Raw genomic sequence first — 20,892 nt, forward strand, 5'->3', positions numbered from 1 at the left:
CGCTACTTCATGGCTTCGAGCGGCACCAGCGATACCCACACGAGCAGCAGTGCCAGCCACAGCCAGCGCCAGCGACCCATGCCGCGCCACGCCGCGCGCCAGGCGCCGGGCAGTTTTTCCGGGCTCATGTCGGCCTCCTTCTGGCAGCTGATCGCAGAGAATCCACGGTGCGAAGTCCGTAGAGATACACGCCGGTGAAGCACAGCCCTGTCAGCAGCGTGCCGGCCAGCAACCAGAGCAGCCGGATGGGCCAGCCACCGAAGCTGCCGAAGTGCAGGGGATCCGCCATTTCGGCGATGCGCTGATGGACCCCCAGCTCCCGGCCGTCATGCCTGCCGATCACTTGCCCGGTGTGCAGGTCCACGGCGATGTTGTTGGCCCGCTCGCGCACCAGCCAGGCATCGGCCTCCCCCAGGAACAGGATGCTCCCGCCATCGCGCGCGGGGATGGCGCCGAGGATCTCAAGGCGGGGCCAGTGCTGGTGGACGGTCTCCATCGCGGCATCGACGGCGGTTGGGTCGACGGCGGCAAGGCGGTCAACGCCGTTGGCCAGTCGCACGGTCGGCGCGGCCGGCGCATCGCCGCCGAGTGACTCGATCAGATACCACGCTCCGGTCAGACCGATCAGCAGCAGAAACCAGAGTGACCAGACCCCGGCCAATCGATGGACATCGCCCCACAGGCGGCGCGGTCGCGAGGCGTCGGGCCGTTTGAAGAACCCGCGCCACCACTTCTTGTAGATGTACAGGCTGCTCAGCAGCGAGAGCAGCAACGGGATGGACAGCGCCGCCACCAGTGGCACGCCCCACGCCACCGGCAGCATCAGGTGGCGATGGGTGTTGCGCAGCAGCCGTTGTGTATTGAGCCAGCCCGTGTCGCCGGTTACCTGCGCGGTGTAGGGGTTGATCCAGACAAAGCGTCGCCTGCCATCGGGGAGGCGCATCTGCGCCCGCGCAGCGAACAGGCGCGTGTGGCCGGCGGAGATGCTTTCCAGTTCCCAGTCCGGGTGTGCCGTCTGTGCGGCATGGATGATGGGCCCCCATCCAGCTTGCTCACCGCTGTCGGCCACGCGGATGGGCGCGTGCAGCAGCCAGTCGATCTCCTGCGAGAATACCGCCAGCGTGCCGGTGAGGCAGACAAATCCCATGAACAGGCAGAGCTTCAGGCCGAGCCAGCTGTGCAGGTCGAACCACAGTCGGCGCCCGCTGCCACTGCGCGCAGGGCGATCGGGATGCGCTGGCGCAGGCGGAGGCATGGGCAGTCTCAGAAGGCGTAGGCGGCTTGCACGTACACGCGGCGAGGCTCACCCGGGAAGTGGCCGGTGCGCTCGGTGAACCCGCTGGCGGCATAGACCCTGTCGAAGAGGTTCTTGACGTTCGCCTGGTACTGCCACTGCTTCCACGTGGTCTTCCAGCTCATATCGAACACGGTATAGGCCTTTACCGCCTGTCCATCCAGGCTGACGCGCTCGCCCACATGATCGGCACCAAAGCCGATGGCGGAGTTGATCGCCGGCAGGTCGTAGCGGGTCCACAGGCCCAGCTTGTTCTGCGGTGCGTTGGCGAAGCGGTCGCCGGAGGCATTGGTGATGCCGGTCGGGCCCATGTCCTTCACACGCGCGTCGTTGTACGCATAGGTCAGATTCACCACCCAGCGCTCGGTGACGTCGGCCAGCAGGTCCAGTTCCATGCCGGTGCTGCGCACCAGCCCAAGTGCCGCCAGCTGGTTCACCCCGTCCACCACGTCACCGGTGGCCTGCACGATGTTGCTGCGGTCGATGCGGTAAGCGGCCATGTTCAAGGTCACGCGATCGGCCAGCAGGGATTTCATGCCGACCTCCCACTGCCTGCTGCGCTCGGCGTCGAACGGGCCGCCCGCGGCGGGGTTCTGGTTGGCCGCGCTTTGGGGCACGAAACCGCTGGCCACGTTGGCGTAGAAGTTCAGACCTTCGCGGACGGTAACGGTGCTGCCCAGCCGCCAGCTGAGGTCGTTGCCATCGACACGGCTGCCGCCAATGCGGTCGTCATCCTTGAAGCCATCCCAGCGCAACCCGGCCAGCACATGCCAGCGCGCGGTGAGCGCCAGTTCGTCCTGCAGGTAAGCGCCGTAGCGTTTACTGCGGGTCGATGTGCTTCGCCAGGGCAGGGCGGCCAAGTTGTAGTCATGCCAGGTGCTGGCCCCATAGACCGGATTGAACAGATCGATGCCGTGTACCGGCCCGGCACCGCGTGCAAGGTCGGCGCTGTTGGCGGTCTGCGCGGTGAAGTCGGCGTCGAGCTGATACACATCGGCACCGAACAGCATTGTGTGTCCGATGCTGCCGGTGTTGATCCGCCAGACCGCGTTGGCGTTGGCGGTGAACGCCTCGTTGTCGCGGATCTGGTTGCGCAGCTGGCGCGTCATCCACGCGGCCACACCATCGCGGTCACGATCAATCAGTCCCATCGGCTCGTGGTACATCTGGTGTTCGTTGTTGCTGAACCAGCGTGCGGCGACGTCCACGTCCAGGTTGTCGCGCGGCGCGAAACGGTACTGCGCCAGCGCCACCCTGGCACGCATGTCGAGGAAGTCGCTGGCCTCGTTGTGGTTCCAGCGGCGGTCGGTGAGGAAATTCCCGGCATCGTCCACCGGCACGCCGCGCAGGCGGTTGCCGCCCAGGTTCTGGGTGATGTCGGTGAACTGCAGGGTCAGCTCGCCGGTGTCGCCCACGTCGACGGCGAGCGAGGCGTCACCGATCACGCTTTCGCTGTCTGCATTCCACCGCACGCCCTGTTCGGCGTCGCTATACAGCCCGGCGCGATAGCGCACGCTGCCCGCAGCGTTCATTGGCCCGGTGGCGTCGATCGATGCCGCGCTGAAATCGTTGTTGCCGGCCTGCAGTTCGATGCGGCGCTCGGGCGTGGCTTTCGGCTTGCGTGTCACGTAGTTGATGACGCCTCCGGCGTCCCCGCCGCCGTAGAGCGCGCCGGCCGGCCCCTTCAGGACCTCCACGCGCTCGATATTGAACAGCTGCGGGACCGAAAAGCCGGCATAAGGATCGCCGCGCAGACCGTCATACAGCACGTTTTCCTGGCGGAAACCGCGCATGGTCACGCCCGCATAGCTGAAGAAGCTGATGCCGCTGATGCTGCGATACAGGTCGGTGACATAGCGGGCGGCCTGGTCTTCAATCAGCTCTCGCGGTACCACCTGGATGGACTGCGGTACCAGTGCCAGCGGCGTGTCCGTACGCGTCCCCACCGCCGCGTCATCCACCCGGTAAAGGGTCTGGGCGCGGCCGAGCACCTGCACCGTGTCCAGCTGCACCGCATCGGAGGACGGGGGGGCGGCGTGGGCCGGGAGGCTGGCCAGGGTCAGGGCGAGGCCCAGCGTAGAGAAACGAAGCGACGGACGATTCATTGCACGGTGAATGGGGGAATTGGTGCGAATGAGAAAGATTAACATGTAGCGGCCCGTTGTTTGCCGCTCGCGCGTTGATCCGGCGTGCTTCAGCCCGAAGCACGGACTGTCGGCACTGTGTTCCCAAGAAAAAGCGCCGACGTTACCGTCGGCGCTCGGGACGTGCGATGGATTGCCAGGGCGGCCATTCCGGAGCCGCGCCCGCCGTCGATCAGTTGACGGTGGTGCTCGGCGTGGCGGCCTTCAGCGTCAGCAGGCGGTTGATGTCCTGCAGTTCGGCGATGTCCAGCGTGCCGATCGCCTGGCCCAGCTGCAGGCGGTTCTGCAGGAAGGTGTAGCGGGCGTTGGCGTAATCCAGCTGGGCCGAGAACAGGATGCGCTGGTTCTGGATCACGTCCAGCACCGTACGCGTACCCACTTCCAGGCCAACCTGCGAGGCGTCGTACGCGCTCTGTGCCGAGACCACGGCCAGGCGGCGTGCTTCCACTTCGCTGATGCCGGCCACCAGGGTCTGGTACGCGTTGCGGGTGTTGCGGTCCAGGGCGCGCTTCTGCTGCTCGTAGCCATCCTGGGCGATGTCGCGCTGGGCCAGGGCCTGGCGCACGCCGGACTGGGTGGCGCCGCCGGCGAAGATCGGCACGCTCAGGGTCAGGCCGACGCTGTTGGTGCGCAGGTCCGGGTTGTAGGAACTGCCGCTGCCAACGCCGGCATCGCCCCAGGTGGCGCTCTTGCCGTAGTTGCCGCCCAGCGACAGGGTCGGGTAGTGACCGCCGCGTGCGGCCGACACGCCGGATTCGGCGGCGCTGACCTTCAGCTCCTGTGCCTTCAGCGCGGGGTTCTGCGCGACGGCTTCGCTCACCAGCTGGTCCACGGTGGCGTACTTGGCCGGCAGTTCCGGACGGAAGTCGGCCGGCAGCGCGCGCAGGTCGGTGACCGGCTGGCCGGTCAGTTCGGTCAGTGCCTGGTAGGCGTCGGCCAGGGTGTTCTGCGCGATGATCGTGTTGGCGCGGGCCTGGTCGTACTGGGCGCGCGCTTCATGCACGTCGGTGATGGGCGCCAGGCCCACTTCCAGGCGCTTGTCGGCGAAGTCGAACTGCTTCTTGGCGGCCGCTTCGTTGGTCTGTGCAGCCGACAGCGATTCGATGCCCACCAGCACGTTGAAGTACGCCGCCGAGGTGCGCACGATCAGGTCGTCGTTGGCCGAATCCAGGGTGAAATCCGCCGCCTTGCTCAGTTCGCGCTGCGACCGCAGGTTGGCGAACTGCGACCAGTTGAACAGCGTCTGGCTGCCCGTGACGGTGTAAGTGCGGCGCTTGCTGGTGGTGCTGCCGGTATTGAAGCCCTGGTCGTCGGTGCGGGTGCGGTTGAGCGCGGCCTCGCCATTGATCTGCGGCAGCAGTGCCGCGCGCGCCTGCACGGCGCCTTCCTTGTCGTACAGACGGGTCGATTCAGCCGCGGAGAGCTGCGGATCGCCGTTGCGCGCCATTTCGTAGACCTGCAGCAGGTCGGCGGCAGAGGCGGTCATCGGCAGCAGGGCGGCGGCCAGCGCAATAGCGAGGGATCGGCGGATCATTGCGGCTTCCTTGGACTCAGAGTTGGAACTGGGGCGCCGGGGCGGCACCGCGCAGGTAGTCGATATCGGTTTCGAACAGCGAATCAATGCTGCCATCGGACTTGACCAGCACCGCTTCCATGACCGGCGAATGGCCGCGGATCACGAACAGGCGGCCACCGGGGCGCAGCCACTGGGTGAAGCGCGCCGGAACGGTCTCCACCGCGGCGGTGATGCAGATCGCGTCGAAACGGCGCTCGGTCTCCCACGCCAGGGCATCGGCGGTTTCAATACGGACGTTGTTGCCCAGACCGGCGGCATCCAGGCGTGCACGGGCGGTGGCGGCCAGGTCCGGTTCGATTTCCAGGCTCAGCACTTCGCGGGCCAGTTCACCCATGCAGGCGCTCAGGTAGCCGCTGCCGGTGCCGATTTCCAGCACTTCATCGCCCGGCTGCAGATCCAGGGCCTGCAGGGTACGGCCTTCGATGACCGGCTTCATCATCTTCTGCCCGAAACCCAGCGGCAGCTCGATGTCGGCATAGGCCAGGGCTTTGTGCGATTCAGCGACAAACGCCTCCCGCGGCAGACGTGCCAGTACATCGAGCACGCGAATGTCCAGTACGTCCCAGGGACGGATCTGTTGTTCAACCATCAGTTCGCGGGCGTGGGCGTAATCGATCATCATGAGGTTCTAATCCAGCGCAGTGGGCCGGCCATTTTACCGGTGCCGGGAGCCGGCGGCGCGCTGAGAGCATCGCTGCCGTCGCGCCGGGGTCGCAGTGCCGGAAGTCACCGCGACCTCCGGTCCATTCATGTTGTTGTCACCGCCCGTGGCGGGTGGCGTACGCCCTCAGGAAAAAGGCGACACTGGCGTCCACATGGGCGTCGGCGTCGCACTCGGCCGGGGCCGGCCGCAGCCCGCACATCATATGCGTATGCAGCTCGCCTTTGATGAGGGTGAAGAACTGCAGCGCCGCCGTCTGGAAGTCGGTGATCTCCAGTTCGCCCCGTTCGGTGCGGGCGCGCAGGAACTCGGCCAGCGCGTCGCTGGTGCGCTGCGGGCCGGCCAGCCAGAACATCTCGCGGATCCGGTCGTCGGTGTCCGGCGCCATCATCACCCGCTGTACGGCCACGGCAGCCGGCGAGGTGATCATGGTGAAGAAGGCCCGTCCGATGCCCACCAGCTGCTCGCGCAGTGCGCCATCGGCATCGGTGACAAACAGTGCATCGGGCAGCATCTCGTTGCAGGTGGACTTCACAGCTTCGGCGAAAAGCGTTTCTTTATCGCCGAAATGACTGTAAACGGTCAGCTTCGAAACGCCTGCCTGACTGGCGATGCTGTCCATGCTGACGCCGCCGTAGCCCTGCTCGACGAACAATGCCTTGGCCGCATCCAGGATGGCCGCACGCTTGCCCAGATCCTTCGGGCGGCCGGGTCCGGCGGCCTTGGCAGGGAGCTTGGGCGGGGGGGCGGAGGACGTCGGATCGATCATGCAAACAATACTAGACCAATCGGTTCGATATTTATACTATACCGGCTGGTTCACTATTGGCCGTCATGGAATAGAGTGTCTCTTCCGTGCGGCTTCCCCGGTATTCAAGGTCCAGGACCTCATGAACAACTTGCGATGGATGGGCGGTGGGCTGCTGGCGGTGATGCTGGCGGCGTGTGGCAAACAGGATGCCGAGCCGGTGGCACCGATCCCGGTGCTGGTGGTGCATCCGGGCACGGTCGATGGCCAGGGGGTGGCGGCCTATCCGGGCGAGGTGCGTGCGCGCGAGGAAAGCCCGCTGTCGTTCCGGGTCGGCGGCAATCTGATCAAGCGCCATGTCGATGCCGGCCAGCGCGTGCGCAAGGGCGAGGTGCTGGCCGAGCTGGACGCGGCCGACTACGCGTCCCAGGCAGCCGCTTCGCAGGCCCAGCTCGCGGCCGCCGAGGCCGATCTGGTGCGCGCCCGCGACGATCAGAAGCGCTATGCGGCGCTGGCCGAGCAGCAACTGGTCAGCCGCTCCGCATTGGATGCGCAGACCGCTGCTTTCAAGGCCGCGCAGGGCCAGGCCAACGCCGCCCGCGCCAACCTCGCCGTGTCGCGCAATCAGGCCGGCTACGCGCAGCTCCGCGCGCCGGCCGATGGCGTGATCGCCAGCCGCCAGGCCGAGGCAGGGCAGGTCGTCAGCGCGGGGCAGACTGTGTTCACCCTGGCGGCTGACGGTGGCCGTGAGGTACTGATCGCGCTGCCGGAAAGCAGCATCCGCGACTACAAGGTCGGCCAGCCGGTCCAGGTCGAGCTGTGGAACCGCCCGGGTCAACTGCTGCCAGGCACCCTTCGCGAAATCGCCCCGGCCGCCGATGCCCAGGCGCGTACCTATGCCACCCGCGTGAGCCTGGCGCCCGAAGCGCTGGGCGAAGTGGAACTGGGCCAGAGCGCGCGCGTATTTGCCAGCGCCGGTCGCAGCGGCGCCCTGCAGTTGCCGCTGGCGGCCGTGCAGCGCGGTGCCGACGGCAAGGGCAGCGTGTGGGTGGTGGATGCGGCCAAGGGTACGCTGAAGGCGGTGCCGGTGACCGTCGGCGCCTACGGTGCCGAGTCGGTGCCGGTGCTGTCGGGGGTGGGTCCGAACGACTGGGTGGTCGCCGCCGGCGGCCATCTGCTCCGCGAGGGCCAGGCGGTGACGGCGGTGGATCGCCAGAACCGACCGGTGCTGGCGCCGGCCAAGGCCGCCGCGCCGGCCGCCCCGGCCAAGGGGCACTGACCCCGTGCGCCGTTTCAATCTCTCCGAGTGGGCGCTGGGCAACCGCCCGCTGGTGCTGTTTGCCATGCTCGCCTTCGCCGTCATCGGTGCCTGGTCCTACAAGCATCTGGGTCAGTCCGAGGACCCGCCGTTCACCTTCAAGGCAATGGTGGTGCGCACGCTGTGGCCCGGCGCCACCGCCGAGCAGGTCTCGCGCCAGGTCACCGAGCCGATCGAGAAGGCGCTGATGAACACCGGCGAGTACGAGTTCATCCGGTCGTACTCGCGTCCGGGCGAATCGCAGGTGATCTTCATGGCCCGCGACAGCCTGCGCTCCAAGCAGATTCCGGACCTGTGGTACCAGGTGCGCAAGCGCGTGGGCGATGTCCGCGCCACGCTGCCGCAGGAGATCGTCGGGCCGTTCTACAACGATGAGTTCGGCGACACCTTCGGCAACATCTACGCGCTGACGGGCGAAGGCTTCGACTATGCGGTGATGCGCGATTACGCCGACCGCATCCAGCTCGAACTGCAGCGGGTACCGGACGTGGGCAAGGTCGATCTGGTCGGCCTGCAGGACGAGAAGGTCTGGATCGAACTGTCCAACACCAAGCTGGCCACGCTGGGCGTGTCGCTGCAGCAGGTGCAGCAGGCGCTCGCCGACCAGAACGCGGTGACCGGGACCAGCTTCTTCGAAACCCCGACCGACCGCGTGCAGCTGCGCGTGACCGGGCAGTTCAACAGCATCGAGGACATCCGCCAGTTCCCGATCCAGGCCGGCGACCGCACGCTGCACCTGGGCGACATCGCCGAGGTCAAGCGCGGCTTCGCCGACCCGGCGTCGCCCAAAATGCGCTTCATGGGCGAGGATGCGATCGGCCTGGCGGTGGCGATGAAGGACGGCGGCGACATCCTCAAGCTCGGCGGTACGCTCGATGCCGAGTTCGAGCGCCTGCAGAAGACGCTGCCGGCCGGCATGCAGCTGCGCAAGGTCTCCGACCAGCCGCACGCGGTGGAGGAATCGGTCGGCGAGTTCGTGCAGGTGCTCACCGAAGCGGTGGTCATCGTGCTGCTGGTGAGCTTCTTCTCGCTGGGCCTGCGCACCGGCCTGGTGGTCGGCGTGACCATCCCGCTGGTGCTGGCGATGACATTCTTCGTCATGCATTACTTCGGCATCGGCCTGCACAAGATCTCGCTCGGCGCGCTGGTGCTGGCGCTGGGCCTGCTGGTGGACGATGCGATCATCGCGGTGGAGATGATGGCCACCAAGATGGAGCAGGGCTACGACCGCCTGCGCGCGGCCAGTTTCGCCTGGGAATCGACCGCTTTCCCGATGCTGACCGGTACGCTGATCACCGCCGCCGGCTTCCTGCCGATCGCCACGGCCGCCTCCAGTACCGGCGAGTACACCCGCTCGCTGTTCCAGGTGGTGACCATCGCGCTGGTGGTGTCGTGGATCGCCGCGGTGCTGTTCATTCCCTATCTCGGCGACAAGATGCTGCCGGACCTGTTCAACCCGCAGCCGCCCAAGCCGACCAGCCTGGCCGGACGCTGGCGCGCGCGGCGCGTGCAGTGGGCGGACCGCCACCCTGCCTTCGCGCGCTGGATCGCGCCGAAAGAGCACGCGCACGACCACGACCCGTACCAGCGCCCGTTCTACACGCGCTTCCGCCGCTTCCTGGATGCCTGCCTGCGTCATCGCTGGTGGGTGATTGCGGCGACCATCGCGCTGTTCGTGTCCTCGCTGATGCTGTTCCGCTTCGTGCCGCAGCAGTTCTTCCCGGATTCGACCCGGCCCGAACTGATGGTGGACATCGAACTGGCCGAAGGCGCGTCGCTGGCCGCCACCCAGGCACAGGCGACCAAGCTGGAGAAACTGCTGAAGGGCCGCGATGGCATCACCAACTACGTCGCCTATGTCGGTACCGGTTCGCCGCGCTTCTACCTGCCGCTGGATCAGCAGCTGCCGGCCACCAACTTCTCGCAGTTCGTGGTGCTCACTGCCGATGCCAAGGCCCGTGAGGCGACCCGTGACTGGTTGATCAAGGACGTGATCAAGCAGTTCCCGGACGTGCAGATGCGCGTGACCCGCCTGGAGAACGGTCCCCCGGTCGGCTACCCGGTGCAGATGCGCGTCTCGGGCGAGCACATCGCACAGGTGCAGGCGATCGCACGGCAGGTCGAAGCCAAGGTCCGCGAAAACCCGTACGTGATCAATGTCAATCTGGACTGGAGCGAACCGAGCAAGGTGGTGCGGCTGGTGATCGACCAGGACCGCGCACGCGCGCTGGGCGTGAGCAGCGCCCAGGTGGGCCAGTTCCTGAGCAGCTCGTTGTCGGGCATGCGGGTGAGCACGTATCGCGAAGGCAATCGCCAGATCGAGATGCTGCTGCGCGGGCCGGACAATGAACGCGCCCAGCTGGACCTGCTGGCCAGCCTGGCCATTCCGACCAGCAGCGGCACGCCGGTGACGCTGTCGCAGGTGGCCCGCCTGGAGTACGCCTTCGAGGACGGCATCATCTGGCACCGCAACCGTCTGCCGACGGTGACCGTGCGCGCCGACATCGGCGATGGCATGCAGGCACTGGACGTGGTGCAGCAGATCCTGCCGACGCTGGACGGCATCCGTGCGGATCTGCCCAGCGGCTATCTGCTGGAAACCGGCGGCACCGTGGAGGACTCGGCACGTGGGCAGGACTCGATCAAGGCCGGCATGCCGCTGTTCCTGATCGTGGTGGCCACATTGCTGATGCTGCAGCTGCGCAGCTTCTCGCGTGCGGCGATGGTGCTGGTCACCGCGCCGCTGGGCATCATCGGCGCTACCTTGTTCCTGCTGCTGTTCCGTGCGCCGTTCGGCTTTGTCGCCCTGCTCGGCACCATCGCCCTGGCCGGCATGATCATGCGCAACTCGGTGATCCTGATCGACCAGATCCAGCAGGACATCGACGCCGGCCACGATCGCTGGCACGCCATCATCGACGCCACCGTGCGCCGCTTCCGCCCGATCGTCCTGACCGCGCTGGCCGCGGTGCTGGCGATGATTCCGCTGTCGCGCAGCGCGTTCTACGGCTCGATGGCGATCTCGATCATGGGCGGCCTGATCGTCGGCACCGTGCTGACCCTGGTGTTCCTGCCGGCGCTGTATGCCGCGTGGTTCCGGGTGAAGCCGGATGAGGCGAAGAGCACCGGGGAGTAACAGGCGGCGGCGCGCAACCGAACCGGTGGGAGCCTCAGAACGCCTTCACCGGCATCAATAGAGCCGACCGTGTGGGTCGGCTGCTCTCCGGACCGGCACCTTGCCAGACACGGCTGGCAAGGAACGGGGACGGAATCAGGTGCGCAGGTGCGCCAGCACCGCCTCGGTGGCCTGGGGGGTGCTCACCGCCGCGCCCCCGGCCGCCAGGTCGGCGGTGAACACGCCGGCATCCAGCGCCGCATGCACGGCCGCTTCCACGGCCGCTGCTTCCGCTTCCAGCCCCAGTGAATGGCGCAGCAGCATCGCCGCGCTGAAGATCGTGGCGTAAGGATTGGCGATGCCCTTGCCGGCGATGTCCGGGGCCGAGCCGTGGATGGGCTCGTAGATGCCTACCGCGCCGGGTTCACCCAGTGACGCCGACGGCAACAGGCCGAGTGAACCGGCCAGCATCGAGGCTTCGTCGGTGAGGATGTCGCCGAACATGTTCTCGGTCACGATCACGTCGTACTCGCGCGGCTTGGCCAGCAGGTGCATGGCCATCGAATCGACCAGCTGGTGTTCCAGCGCCACGTCCGGGAATTCCTCGCGGCCGATCCGCGCGGCTACATCGCGCCACAGACGTGAGGTTTCCAGCACGTTGGCCTTGTCCACCGAGGTGACCTTGCCGCGACGGGTCCGCGCCAGCCGGAAGGCGGTGCGCAGCACGCGCTCGATCTCGCCCACGCTGTAGCTGCACAGGTCGCTGGCGCTGTCGGCAGTGCGGGTCTTCTCGCCGAAGTAGATGCCCCCGGTCAGCTCGCGCACCACCACGACGTCCACCCCCTCGAGCAGCTCGGCCTTGATCGGCGAAGCACCGACCGCGGCCGGATGGGGGCGCACCGGGCGCAGGTTGGCGTACAGCCCCAGCGCCTTGCGGATCGCCAGCAGGCCCTGCTCCGGGCGTACCGTGGCATTCGGGTCGGACCACTTCGGGCCGCCCACGGCGCCAAGCAGAATCGCGTGGGCGGTGCGGCAGGCCTCCAGCGTGACGGCCGGCAATGGCTCGCCATGACGGTCGATGGCGATGCCGCCGATGTCGTGTTCGGTGAAACGGAAGGTGTGGCCAAAGCGTTCGGCTACCGCGTCCAGCACCGCCAGGGCGGCAGCGGCGACTTCCGGACCAATGCCGTCACCCGGCAGTACGACAATCTCAGCGTGCATGTTCACTCTCGTAACGTTCGATTTCAGAGGTACGGCCCAACAGATACCCCAACTGGTCCACGCCTTCCAGCAGGCAGGTCTGCGAGAAGCCGTCCAGCGGGAAGGGGTAGACGCGACCATCGGGCGTGCGCAGCGCGCGCGCGGCGATGTCGATGGTCAGGGTGTCGTCAGGACGCTGCATCAGCGTCTGCACGTCGGCCTCGTCCAGCACGATCGGCAGCAGCCCGTTCTTCAGCGCATTGCCGCGGAAGATGTCGGCGATCTCGCTGCTGACGATGGCGCGCAGGCCCAGGTCGGTCAGCGCCCACGGCGCATGCTCGCGCGAGGAACCGCAGCCGAAGTTGCGGCCGGCCAGCAGGATGCTGCGCCCGGCGTTGTGCGCCTGATTGAATGCAAAGTCCGGATTGGGTGTGCCATCGGCCCGCCAGCGCCAGTCGTTGAAGGCATGCTTGCCCAGGCCGGCGCGTTCGGTGGTGGACAGGAACCGCGCCGGGATGATCTGGTCGGTGTCGATGTTGGTTTCGCGCAGCACCACGCTGGTCGAGGTCAGGGTACGGAAGCCGCTCATCAGGCCACCTCCTGGGCGGCATACAGGTCGCGCGGGTCGGACACCCGTCCGTTCACCGCAGCCCAGGCCGCGGTCATCGGCGAGGCCAGCAGCGTGCGCGAGCCCGGGCCCTGGCGGCCTTCGAAGTTGCGGTTGCTGGTGCTCACCGCCAGCTGGCCGGGGGCGACGAGATCGCCGTTCATGGCGATGCACATCGAGCAGCCCGGCTCGCGCCACTCGGCACCCGCGCCGCGCACAACCTCGTGGATGCCTTCTGCCTCGGCCTGGCGCTTGACGATCTCCGAACCGGGCACCACCAGCATGCGTACGCCTGCCGCGACACGGCGGCCACGCAGCACGTGCGCCACCTCGCGCATGTCGCTCAGCCGCCCGTTGGTGCACGAGCCGACGAACACCACGTCCACCGGCGTGCCGGCCAGCGTCTGGCCTGCCTGGAACTGCATGTAGTCCAGTCCCTTCTGGTCGGCGGCGTCGTTGGCGGCCGGGATGGGCCGGTCCACCGCGATGGCCGTGCCAGGGTGGGTGCCCCAGGTCAGGGTCGGACGGATGTCGCTGGCATCGATATGCACCTCCGCGTCGAAGCGCGCGCCCGGATCGCTGCGCAGCTGCGTCCAGGCGGCCACGGCGGCATCGAACGCCGCCCCCTTGGGGCCGCGCGGGGTGTTGGCGACCCAGTCGAACGTGACCTGGTCGGGCGCGACCATGCCGGCGCGGGCGCCGGCCTCGATGGACATGTTGCACAACGTCATGCGCTGTTCCATGTCCATTGCCTCGATGGCGCTGCCACGGAATTCCAGTACATGGCCGGTGCCACCGTTGACCCCGATCACGCCGATGATGTGCAGCACCACGTCCTTGGCGCCCACGCCCTGCGGCAGGATGCCATCGACGGTGATCGCCATCGTCCTGGCCTTGCGCTGCAGCAGGCACTGGGTCGCCAGCACATGGCCGACTTCGCTGGTGCCGATGCCGAAGGCCAGCGCGCCGAACGCACCGTGGGTGGAGGTGTGGCTGTCGCCGCAGACGATGGTCATGCCCGGCTGGGTGAACCCCTGTTCCGGAGCGATCACGTGCACGATGCCGCGGTTGGCCGACTGCATGTCGAACAGTTCGATGCCGTGCTCGCCGCAGTTGCGCGCCAGCATCGCCACCTGGGCTTCGGAGGCGGCGCTGGCGTAGGGCAGCCTGCCATCCGGGCTGGCCGGCAGGGTCGGGGTGGAGTGGTCCATCGTCGCCTTGGTCCGGTCCGGCCGGCGCGGCGACAGGCCGCGCTCGCGCAGTTCGGTGAACGCCTGTGGCGAGGTTACTTCGTGGATCAGGTGCAGGTCGATGTACAGCACGGCAGGCGCGCTGTCCGATTCGGGTACGACGACGTGGGCGTCCCACAGTTTGTCGTACAGGGTGCGGGGAGCTGGGGTCATGGAATGGCCTTGCTGTGGTTCGTGATACGGAAATTCATCGGATCGGCAGGCGCGCGTCGAAGCGCAGGCGCACATAGTCTGCGCTCCACTGGCCGCGCGCATCGCGCCGGGTGGGCGCCAGCAGCGCCACGGCATCGTCGAGCACGCGCTGTCGCTGGTCGGCTGCCAACCCGACCAGGAAGGGGGAGGCGAAGGTGCGCAGCCAGCCCTGCATGCCGGTCGGCAGGACGGTCGGGCGTGGCAGGCACTCGATGTAGCGCACCCGGAAGCCGTGCGCGCGCAGGCGGTCCGCGTATGCATCGGCGGTCGGGAAATACCAGGGGAACGCCGGTACGACGTGGCCGTTGCTGGCCAGCGCGGCCTGCAGGGCGCTGGTGATGGCGGCCACATTGCCGTGTCCGCCCATCTCGGCGACGAAGCGGCCGCCGGGTGCCAGCGCGCGGCGCACGCCCTCGATGACGCGGTCCGGCTCGCGCATCCAGTGCAGGGCGGCATTGCTGAACACCGCATCGAACTGGCGGTCGAAGGTCAGGGCATGGGCATCCATGATCTGCGCGGCGACGCCGCGCGCGCGCGCGGCGCCGACCAGCTCCGGCGCGGCATCCACGCCGGTGACATGCGCACCGCTCAGGGCCAGGTCGAAGCTCAACACCCCGTCGCCGCAGCCCAGATCGAGGATGCGCTCACCGCGTTGCGGATCAAGCAGCCGCGCCACCGCGCCGCCGAGAAGCGGTACGAAGCCGGCGTCGATGGCGTAGTCGTGGGCGTTCCAGCACTGGCCGGCGGCGGGGATGTCGTAGCTGTCGAAGGCACTCATGGCAACTCCTTCAGGCGGCGGCGCTGGCCGCGGGGTGTTCGGTGACGGCATTGCGCTGGCGCAGCAGGCGGTTGGCCACATCCAGCCAGGCCAGTGCGGACGCCTCGATGATGTCGCGGCTGGTGCCGGTGCCTTCGTACTCCACGCCGTCGTGGCGCACGCTCAGGTTGGCTTCGCCGCGGGCATCGGCGCCGATGCCCACGCTGTGGACGTGGTAGCTGTCCAGCATCAGCTGCACGCCGGTGGCCGAGGACAGCGCGCCGAACAGCGCGTCGACCGGACCATCGCCCTGCGCGGTCTCGGCCACACGGTTGCCGTCCGGGTCGGACAGTTCGACCAGTGCGTTGGCGCGGCTGCCGACGTCGCTGATGGTCATCGAGGCCAGGCGGTAGCCGTTCTGGGTGGAGCTGCCCTGCATCAGCACCTGCAGGTCGGCGTCGGTGACCACGCGCTGCTGCTCGCACAGCGCCTTGAACTGCTCGAATACCAGCTTCAGTTCTTCCTCCTCCAGCCAGAAGCCCAGCGCACGCAGGCGGGCCTCGACGGCGGCACGACCGCTGTGGCGGCCCAGCACCATCTGCGAGTTCTCCCAGCCCACGTCTTCAGGACGCATGATTTCGTAGGTGCCGCGATGGCGCAGCATGCCGTGCTGGTGGATGCCCGACTCATGCGCGAACGCATTGGCACCCACGATGGCCTTGTTGCGCTGGACCGGCATGCCGACCAGGCGCTGCAGCAGCTGCGAGGTGGCCACGATGCGCGGTGTGTTGATGCGGGTGTCTTCCTCGTAGAACGCGTTGCGTACCTTCAGCACCATCGCCAGTTCCTCCAGCGAGCAGTTGCCGGCGCGTTCGCCGATGCCGTTGATGGTGCACTCCACCTGGCGCGCGCCGCCCTCGATGGCGGCCAGCGAGTTGGCCACGGCCAGGCCCAGGTCGTTGTGGCAGTGGGTACTGAAGACGATGCGGTCGCTGTCGGGAACACCGGCGATGACCCGCTGGAACATGCCGCGGATTTCTTCGGGCGTGGTGAAGCCCACGGTGTCGGGCAGGTTGATGGTGGTCGCACCAGCCGCTACGGCCACGCGCGTCACCTCGATCAGGAAGTCTTCCTCGGTGCGCGTGGCGTCCTCGGCGGAGAACTCCACATCATCCACGTAGCTGCGGGCCAGGCTGACATGCCTGTGGACCGATTCCAGCACCTGCTCGCGGCTCATCCGCAGCTTGTGCTCGCGGTGCAGCGGGCTGGTCGACAGGAACACGTGCAGGCGCGCGTTGGCGGCCGCGTCCAGCGCCTTGGCGGAGGTTTCGATATCGGCGGCCAGGCAGCGCGACAGCACCGCCAGGGTCGGGCGGCGGACTTCGCGGGCGATCATCGCCATCGCCTCACGGTCGGACTGCGAGCTGGCCGGGAAGCCGGTCTCGATGATGTCCACGCCCAGCTCGTCGAGTGCGCGGGCCATCACCAGCTTCTGCTGCGGGCTCATGCTGCAGCCCGGCGACTGCTCGCCGTCACGCAGGGTGGTGTCGAAAATTCGGATGCGGGGGGAGTCGGGCGTGGTCACCAGGAGGTCTCCTCGACAACAAGGTCGGATGGGGTGGCAAAGGAAGGGGAAGCGGGGGATGTCGGGGACGGTGCGAGCACGGTCGGCAGCGGTGGACGCGTGCGCTCGCTGGCGCGGCGGCGGGGTTTGCGCGGCGGGCGCGGGCGGATGTCGGCGAGCAGCTGGGCCAGGACCAGCGCATCGATGTTGCCGCCGGAGACCACCGCGCACTTGCGCTTGCCGGCTACGCGCCGGCCTGCCGCCAGGGCCAGCGCACCGGCGCCTTCGGCGATCACGTGTTCCTCCAGCGCCAGCCGCACCAGGGTTTCGCGCAGCTCGGCTTCGCGCACGATCACCACATCGTCGAGCAATGCAGCGCACAGGCGCCGGGTCAGCAGGCCGGGAATCTTGACCTTGACGCCGTCGGCGAGCGTGGCGACCGGGGTGATCTCGCGGACGTCGCCGCGGATGGCACGCGCCATCGAATCGACGCCTTCCACCTGCGCGCCGACGATGCGCACGCCCTGCGACTTCAGCGCCAGCGCCACGCCGGAGGCCAGGCCGCCGCCGCCGATCGGCACGATCACCACATCCGGTGCATGCGGGGCCAGTTCGATGCCCAACGTGCCCTGGCCGGCGATCACGTCCGGATCGTCGAACGCGGACAGAAACCGGTAGCCATGCTGGTCGGCCAGTGCGCGGGCAAAGGCGTAGGCCTCGTCGTAGCTGCTGCCGTGCTGGCGCACGGTGGCGCCCCAGTGGGCGACGCCGGCGATCTTGGTGGCCGGTGCACCGTGCGGCATCACGGTGATGGCCGGGATGTTCAGGCGGTAGGCGGACCACGCCACGCCCTGGGCGTGGTTGCCGGCCGACGCGCAGATCACCGGGCGCTCGTCGCCACGCTCGCGTCCGGCCAGCAAAGCATTCAACGCGCCGCGCACTTTGTAGGACCCGGTGCGCTGCAGGTTTTCCAGCTTCAGCCAGGTGCCGAAGCGCTCGGCGTAATGCAGCGGGGTGGGCGGCAGGAAGCGGCGCAGCCGCGCCTGCGCGGCCAGCACGTCGGCGACGCTTACATCGCCTACATCCGGTTCCTGCGGGGCGCGGCTAGCGGGCATGCCGGCTCCGGCTGCGCCCCATGACAGGCGGGCGCGCGCAGGGGGAACGCATCGCCCGGCGTGCAGCGCCTGCCGCCGGGGCGTGGCGGGCTGCCGGCGTGGCGGCGCGGCTCTGCAGGCACCCTGCGAGAAGACGCCTCCGTACCGGCACCGGCATGGCGGTGCGGGCAGTCATGCGGATACTCCCGGCGTCGGGTCCAGCGCGCTGATGCGCACCGACACGCAGTCGTAGATCTTCTCGATCTGGCGACGCAGTGTTTCCGGCGGTCGGGTGCTGTCCACCACCAGCTGCAGGTGCCAGCGGCCATCGTCGGCGGCATTGGGCGCACCGGCGATCGCGCGGGGCGCGAAGCCGCGCCGTTCGGCCATGCCGATCACGCGCAGCAGCGCGCCCTCGGCCGGCGTCAGCACCAGGTCAAGCCGGTATTGCATTGGGGGTCTCCTGGGTCTGGTGGGCCGGGTTGCTTTCCAGCATCGTGCTGTTGGCGTTGTTGGGCGGCACCAGCGGCCATACGTTGGCGCGCGCGTCGATGGCCACGTGCAGCAGCGCCGGGCCCGGCTGGGCCAGCAGTGCGGCCAGGCCGCCCTCGACGTCATCGCGGGCATCGATGCGCGTGGCCGGAATGCCGAACACCTGCGCCAGGGCCGCGAAATCGGGGTTGTCGGACAGGTCGATCTCGCTGTACCGCTCGGCGAAGAACAGTTCCTGCCACTGGCGAACCATGCCCAGCGAACTGTTGTCCAGCAGCACGATCTTCACCGGCAGGCGGCAGCGCCCGATGGTGGCCAGCTCCTGCACGTTCATCATGAAACTGCCATCGCCTGAAACCAGCACGACGGTGCGGTCGGGGCAGGCGAACTGCGCGCCCATCGCGGCCGGCAGGCCGAAGCCCATCGTGCCCAGCGCGCCGCTGGTCAGATGGTTGCGCGGGTGATTGAAGCGGCAGTGCTGGGCGACCCACATCTGGTGCTGGCCGACATCGCAGGCGATGATCGCGTCCGCCGGGGCCAGCTCGCTCAACCGCTTCAACAGCGCCGGTGCGTAGATGTGCCTGCCGGGTGCGTCATAGCGCGGCGCGAAGCGTTCGCGATGGCCGGCACAGCGCCGGCGCCACGCCTCCTGGGCCGGCACGGGTGCAGTCAGGGCGGCGGTCAAGGCGCGCATGGCAGTGCCGACGTTGCCGGGCACGGCGACATCGGCGGTGCGCAGCTTGGAGATCTCGTAGGCGTCGGCATCGATGTGGACGACCCGCGCGAACGGCGCGAACTCGTTCAACTTGCCGGTGGCGCGGTCATCGAAGCGCGCGCCCACCACCACCAGCAGGTCGCTCTCCTGTACCGCCATGTTGGCGGCGCGGGTACCGTGCATGCCCAGCATGCCCAGGTAATGTGGATGCTGTGGCGGCAGGGCACCCAGGCCGCGCAGGGTCAGCACGGTGGGAATCGCGGTGGCGTCGACAAAGGCACGGAAGTCCTCGACGGCATCGCCCAGCGCCACGCCACCGCCGGCATAGATCACCGGCTTTTCGGCCGAGGCGATGGCGGCGATGGCCTGTGCGATCACATCGTCCTGCGGTGCCGGCAGCGCCGGCACGGTGGCCGGCACGTGGGCGGGCAGGTGCGATGCATCGGCGACCTGGACATCCTTCGGCAGGTCGATCAGGACCGGGCCGGGACGCCCCTCACGGGCGATCCGGAACGCGTCGCGGACGACCTGCGGCAGGTCCTCGACCCGGCGCACCAGCCAGCTGTGCTTGACGATCGGCAGGGTCAGCCCGAACACGTCCAGTTCCTGGAATGCGTCGGTGCCCAGCAGCGGCGTGGCGACCTGGCCGGTGATGCAGACCATTGGTACCGAGTCCAGCATCGCATCGGCAATGCCGGTAACCAGATTGGAGGCGCCCGGGCCGGACGTGGCGACGCAGACGCCGACCTGGCCGCTGGCGCGCGCGTAGCCATTGGCCGCCAGGGCGGCGCCCTGCTCGTGGCGTACCAGGATGTGCTTCAGCCCGGAATCCACCAGGGCGTCGTAGAACGGCATGATGGTGCCGCCCGGATAGCCGAACAGCGTGTGCACGCCCTCGGCTTCCAGGGCCTGCGTCAACCAGCGTGCGCCGTTGCGGGGCGCGGTGCTGTGTGCGGAGGTGTTCATGCGGTGACCTTTGCGAAAGCGGTGGGAGAGCCGCGCGGTTACGCGGCTTGACTTTGCAGCCAGACCATCTTGGCGCGCAGTTCCTTGCCTACCTTCTCAATCGGGTGCTCCAGGTCGGCCTGCTTGAACCGGGTGTAGTTCGGCAGGCCTGCTTCGTACTCGGCGACCCAGTTCTTGGTGAAGGTGCCGTTCTGGATGTCGGTCAGTACGTCCTTCATGCGCGCCTTGGTGCCGGCATCGATCACCCGCGGGCCGCTGACGTAGTCGCCGTACTGCGCGGTCTCGGAGATGAATTCCAGCATGCGGGTGATGCCCCCTTCGTAGAACAGGTCCACGATCAGCTTCAGTTCGTGCAGCACTTCGTAGTAGGCGATTTCCGGCTGGTAGCCGGCTTCCACCAGTGTTTCGAAGCCGGCCTGCACCAGCGCCGAGGCACCGCCGCACAGCACGGCCTGCTCGCCGAACAGGTCGGTCTCGGTCTCTTCCTTGAACGTGGTCTGGATCAGGTTGGCACGTGCACCGCCCAGACCGGCCGCATAGGCGAGCGCGTACTCGGCGGCCTTGCCGCTGCGGTCCTGGTACACCGCCCAGATGCACGGCACACCACGGCCGATTTCATACTCGCGGCGCACCAGCGCGCCAGGACCCTTCGGTGCGACCAGCACCACATCCAGATCCTCGCGCGGGGTGATCATGTTGAAGTGCACGTTCAGGCCGTGCGCGAACAACAGCACCGCGCCCTGTTTCATGTTCGGCGCGAGCACGTCCTCGTAGAGCTTCTTCTGCACCATGTCCGGGGTCAGCACCGCCACCAGGTCGGCGTCTTTCACCGCATCGGCGGGCGCTTTCACGGTAAAGCCGTCGGCCTGTGCCTTGACCTCGGTCGGGCCACCCGGACGCAGCCCGATGACGACATCGAAACCGGATTCGCGCAGGTTCAGCGCGTGCGCGCGGCCCTGGCTGCCGTAGCCGACAACAGCGATCTTGATCTGGGGCAGGTCGTTGGTGCTCATGGGAGAGGTTCCTTGGAGGTAAGAAAAAAGACGGCCGGCGGTCTCAGGGACACGCCGGCCGGTCAGGGGAAGCGGCGGCACGCGCATCGCACCGCCCACACGTGCCCGCCGCGCAGGCGGTGGGCGTGAATCGGGCGGCGGCGGGATGGCGGGTCATGGCGGAAGGCGGCTCGGAAGGGGGAGGGG

The 20,892-nt window shown here is 68.0% G+C and carries 17 protein-coding genes; 2 read left to right on the plus strand and 15 right to left on the minus strand.

Going from position 1 to position 20,892, the window contains the following annotated elements:
* Positions 1-2: 2 nt before the first annotated feature.
* The 6 genes from OC534_RS01160 to OC534_RS01185 form a co-directional block, all read right to left on the minus strand.
* Positions 3-128, minus strand: coding sequence for a hypothetical protein (locus tag OC534_RS01160; protein ID WP_262071234.1), 126 nt, complete (start codon positions 126-128; stop codon positions 3-5).
* Positions 125-1,255, minus strand: a complete 1,131-nt coding sequence (locus tag OC534_RS01165) for a PepSY-associated TM helix domain-containing protein (protein WP_136002933.1) — start codon at positions 1,253-1,255, stop codon at positions 125-127. Before OC534_RS01165 ends, OC534_RS01160 begins: the two co-directional genes overlap by 4 nt.
* A gap of 8 nt (positions 1,256-1,263) precedes the next feature.
* On the minus strand, positions 1,264-3,399 hold the full coding sequence (locus OC534_RS01170) for a TonB-dependent receptor (protein WP_262071235.1): 2,136 nt from the start codon (positions 3,397-3,399) through the stop codon (positions 1,264-1,266).
* 211 nt (positions 3,400-3,610) lie between these two features.
* Complete coding sequence (locus tag OC534_RS01175; protein ID WP_017355397.1) at positions 3,611-4,972, minus strand: TolC family outer membrane protein; 1,362 nt, start codon at positions 4,970-4,972, stop codon at positions 3,611-3,613.
* Positions 4,973-4,988: 16 nt separating this feature from the next.
* Positions 4,989-5,636, minus strand: coding sequence for a protein-L-isoaspartate O-methyltransferase (locus OC534_RS01180; protein WP_017355396.1), 648 nt, complete (start codon positions 5,634-5,636; stop codon positions 4,989-4,991).
* A 136-nt stretch (positions 5,637-5,772) separates the two neighbouring features.
* Complete coding sequence (locus OC534_RS01185) at positions 5,773-6,444, minus strand: TetR/AcrR family transcriptional regulator (protein ID WP_017355395.1); 672 nt, start codon at positions 6,442-6,444, stop codon at positions 5,773-5,775.
* Between the two features lie 121 nt (positions 6,445-6,565).
* Between OC534_RS01185 and OC534_RS01190 the strand changes: the two genes are divergently transcribed.
* Both OC534_RS01190 and OC534_RS01195 read left to right on the plus strand, forming a co-directional pair.
* Positions 6,566-7,702 (plus strand): efflux RND transporter periplasmic adaptor subunit, encoded by a 1,137-nt coding sequence (locus OC534_RS01190; protein ID WP_017355394.1) that lies wholly within the window; start codon positions 6,566-6,568, stop codon positions 7,700-7,702.
* A 4-nt stretch (positions 7,703-7,706) separates the two neighbouring features.
* Positions 7,707-10,877 carry an efflux RND transporter permease subunit gene (locus OC534_RS01195; RefSeq protein ID WP_262071236.1) on the plus strand — a complete coding sequence of 1,057 codons (3,171 nt, stop codon included), beginning with the start codon at positions 7,707-7,709 and terminating at the stop codon, positions 10,875-10,877.
* Positions 10,878-11,012: 135 nt separating this feature from the next.
* On the opposite strand, the gene leuB is transcribed toward OC534_RS01195, so the two are convergent.
* The 9 genes from leuB to ilvC all read right to left on the minus strand — a co-directional run bounded on the left by leuB (position 11,013) and on the right by ilvC (position 20,706).
* Entirely contained in the window at positions 11,013-12,077 is a 1,065-nt protein-coding gene (gene leuB, locus OC534_RS01200; protein ID WP_262071237.1) for a 3-isopropylmalate dehydrogenase, read from the minus strand.
* On the minus strand, positions 12,067-12,645 hold the full coding sequence (gene leuD, locus OC534_RS01205; protein ID WP_262071238.1) for a 3-isopropylmalate dehydratase small subunit: 579 nt from the start codon (positions 12,643-12,645) through the stop codon (positions 12,067-12,069). Before leuD ends, leuB begins: the two co-directional genes overlap by 11 nt.
* A complete protein-coding gene (gene leuC, locus OC534_RS01210; RefSeq protein WP_262071239.1) occupies positions 12,645-14,066 on the minus strand; it encodes a 3-isopropylmalate dehydratase large subunit in 1,422 nt (473 codons plus the stop codon). The genes leuD and leuC overlap by 1 nt, the downstream gene beginning before the upstream one ends.
* 34 nt (positions 14,067-14,100) lie before the next feature.
* Positions 14,101-14,883 carry a class I SAM-dependent methyltransferase gene (locus tag OC534_RS01215; protein ID WP_017355389.1) on the minus strand — a complete coding sequence of 261 codons (783 nt, stop codon included), beginning with the start codon at positions 14,881-14,883 and terminating at the stop codon, positions 14,101-14,103.
* Between the two features lie 10 nt (positions 14,884-14,893).
* Positions 14,894-16,447 carry a 2-isopropylmalate synthase gene (locus tag OC534_RS01220; RefSeq protein ID WP_017355388.1) on the minus strand — a complete coding sequence of 518 codons (1,554 nt, stop codon included), beginning with the start codon at positions 16,445-16,447 and terminating at the stop codon, positions 14,894-14,896.
* A complete protein-coding gene (locus OC534_RS01225; RefSeq protein ID WP_153164741.1) occupies positions 16,444-17,541 on the minus strand; it encodes a threonine dehydratase in 1,098 nt (365 codons plus the stop codon). Before OC534_RS01225 ends, OC534_RS01220 begins: the two co-directional genes overlap by 4 nt.
* Before the next feature lie 171 nt (positions 17,542-17,712).
* Positions 17,713-17,973 (minus strand): ACT domain-containing protein, encoded by a 261-nt coding sequence (locus tag OC534_RS01230; protein WP_153164740.1) that lies wholly within the window; start codon positions 17,971-17,973, stop codon positions 17,713-17,715.
* On the minus strand, positions 17,957-19,693 hold the full coding sequence (gene ilvG, locus OC534_RS01235; protein ID WP_136002940.1) for an acetolactate synthase 2 catalytic subunit: 1,737 nt from the start codon (positions 19,691-19,693) through the stop codon (positions 17,957-17,959). The genes OC534_RS01230 and ilvG overlap by 17 nt, the downstream gene beginning before the upstream one ends.
* 38 nt (positions 19,694-19,731) lie before the next feature.
* Positions 19,732-20,706, minus strand: a complete 975-nt coding sequence (gene ilvC, locus OC534_RS01240; protein WP_017356279.1) for a ketol-acid reductoisomerase — start codon at positions 20,704-20,706, stop codon at positions 19,732-19,734.
* Positions 20,707-20,892 lie beyond the last annotated feature (186 nt).

The organism is Stenotrophomonas sp. Marseille-Q5258 (assembly GCF_946900935.1).
Lineage (GTDB): Bacteria > Pseudomonadota > Gammaproteobacteria > Xanthomonadales > Xanthomonadaceae > Stenotrophomonas > Stenotrophomonas nematodicola.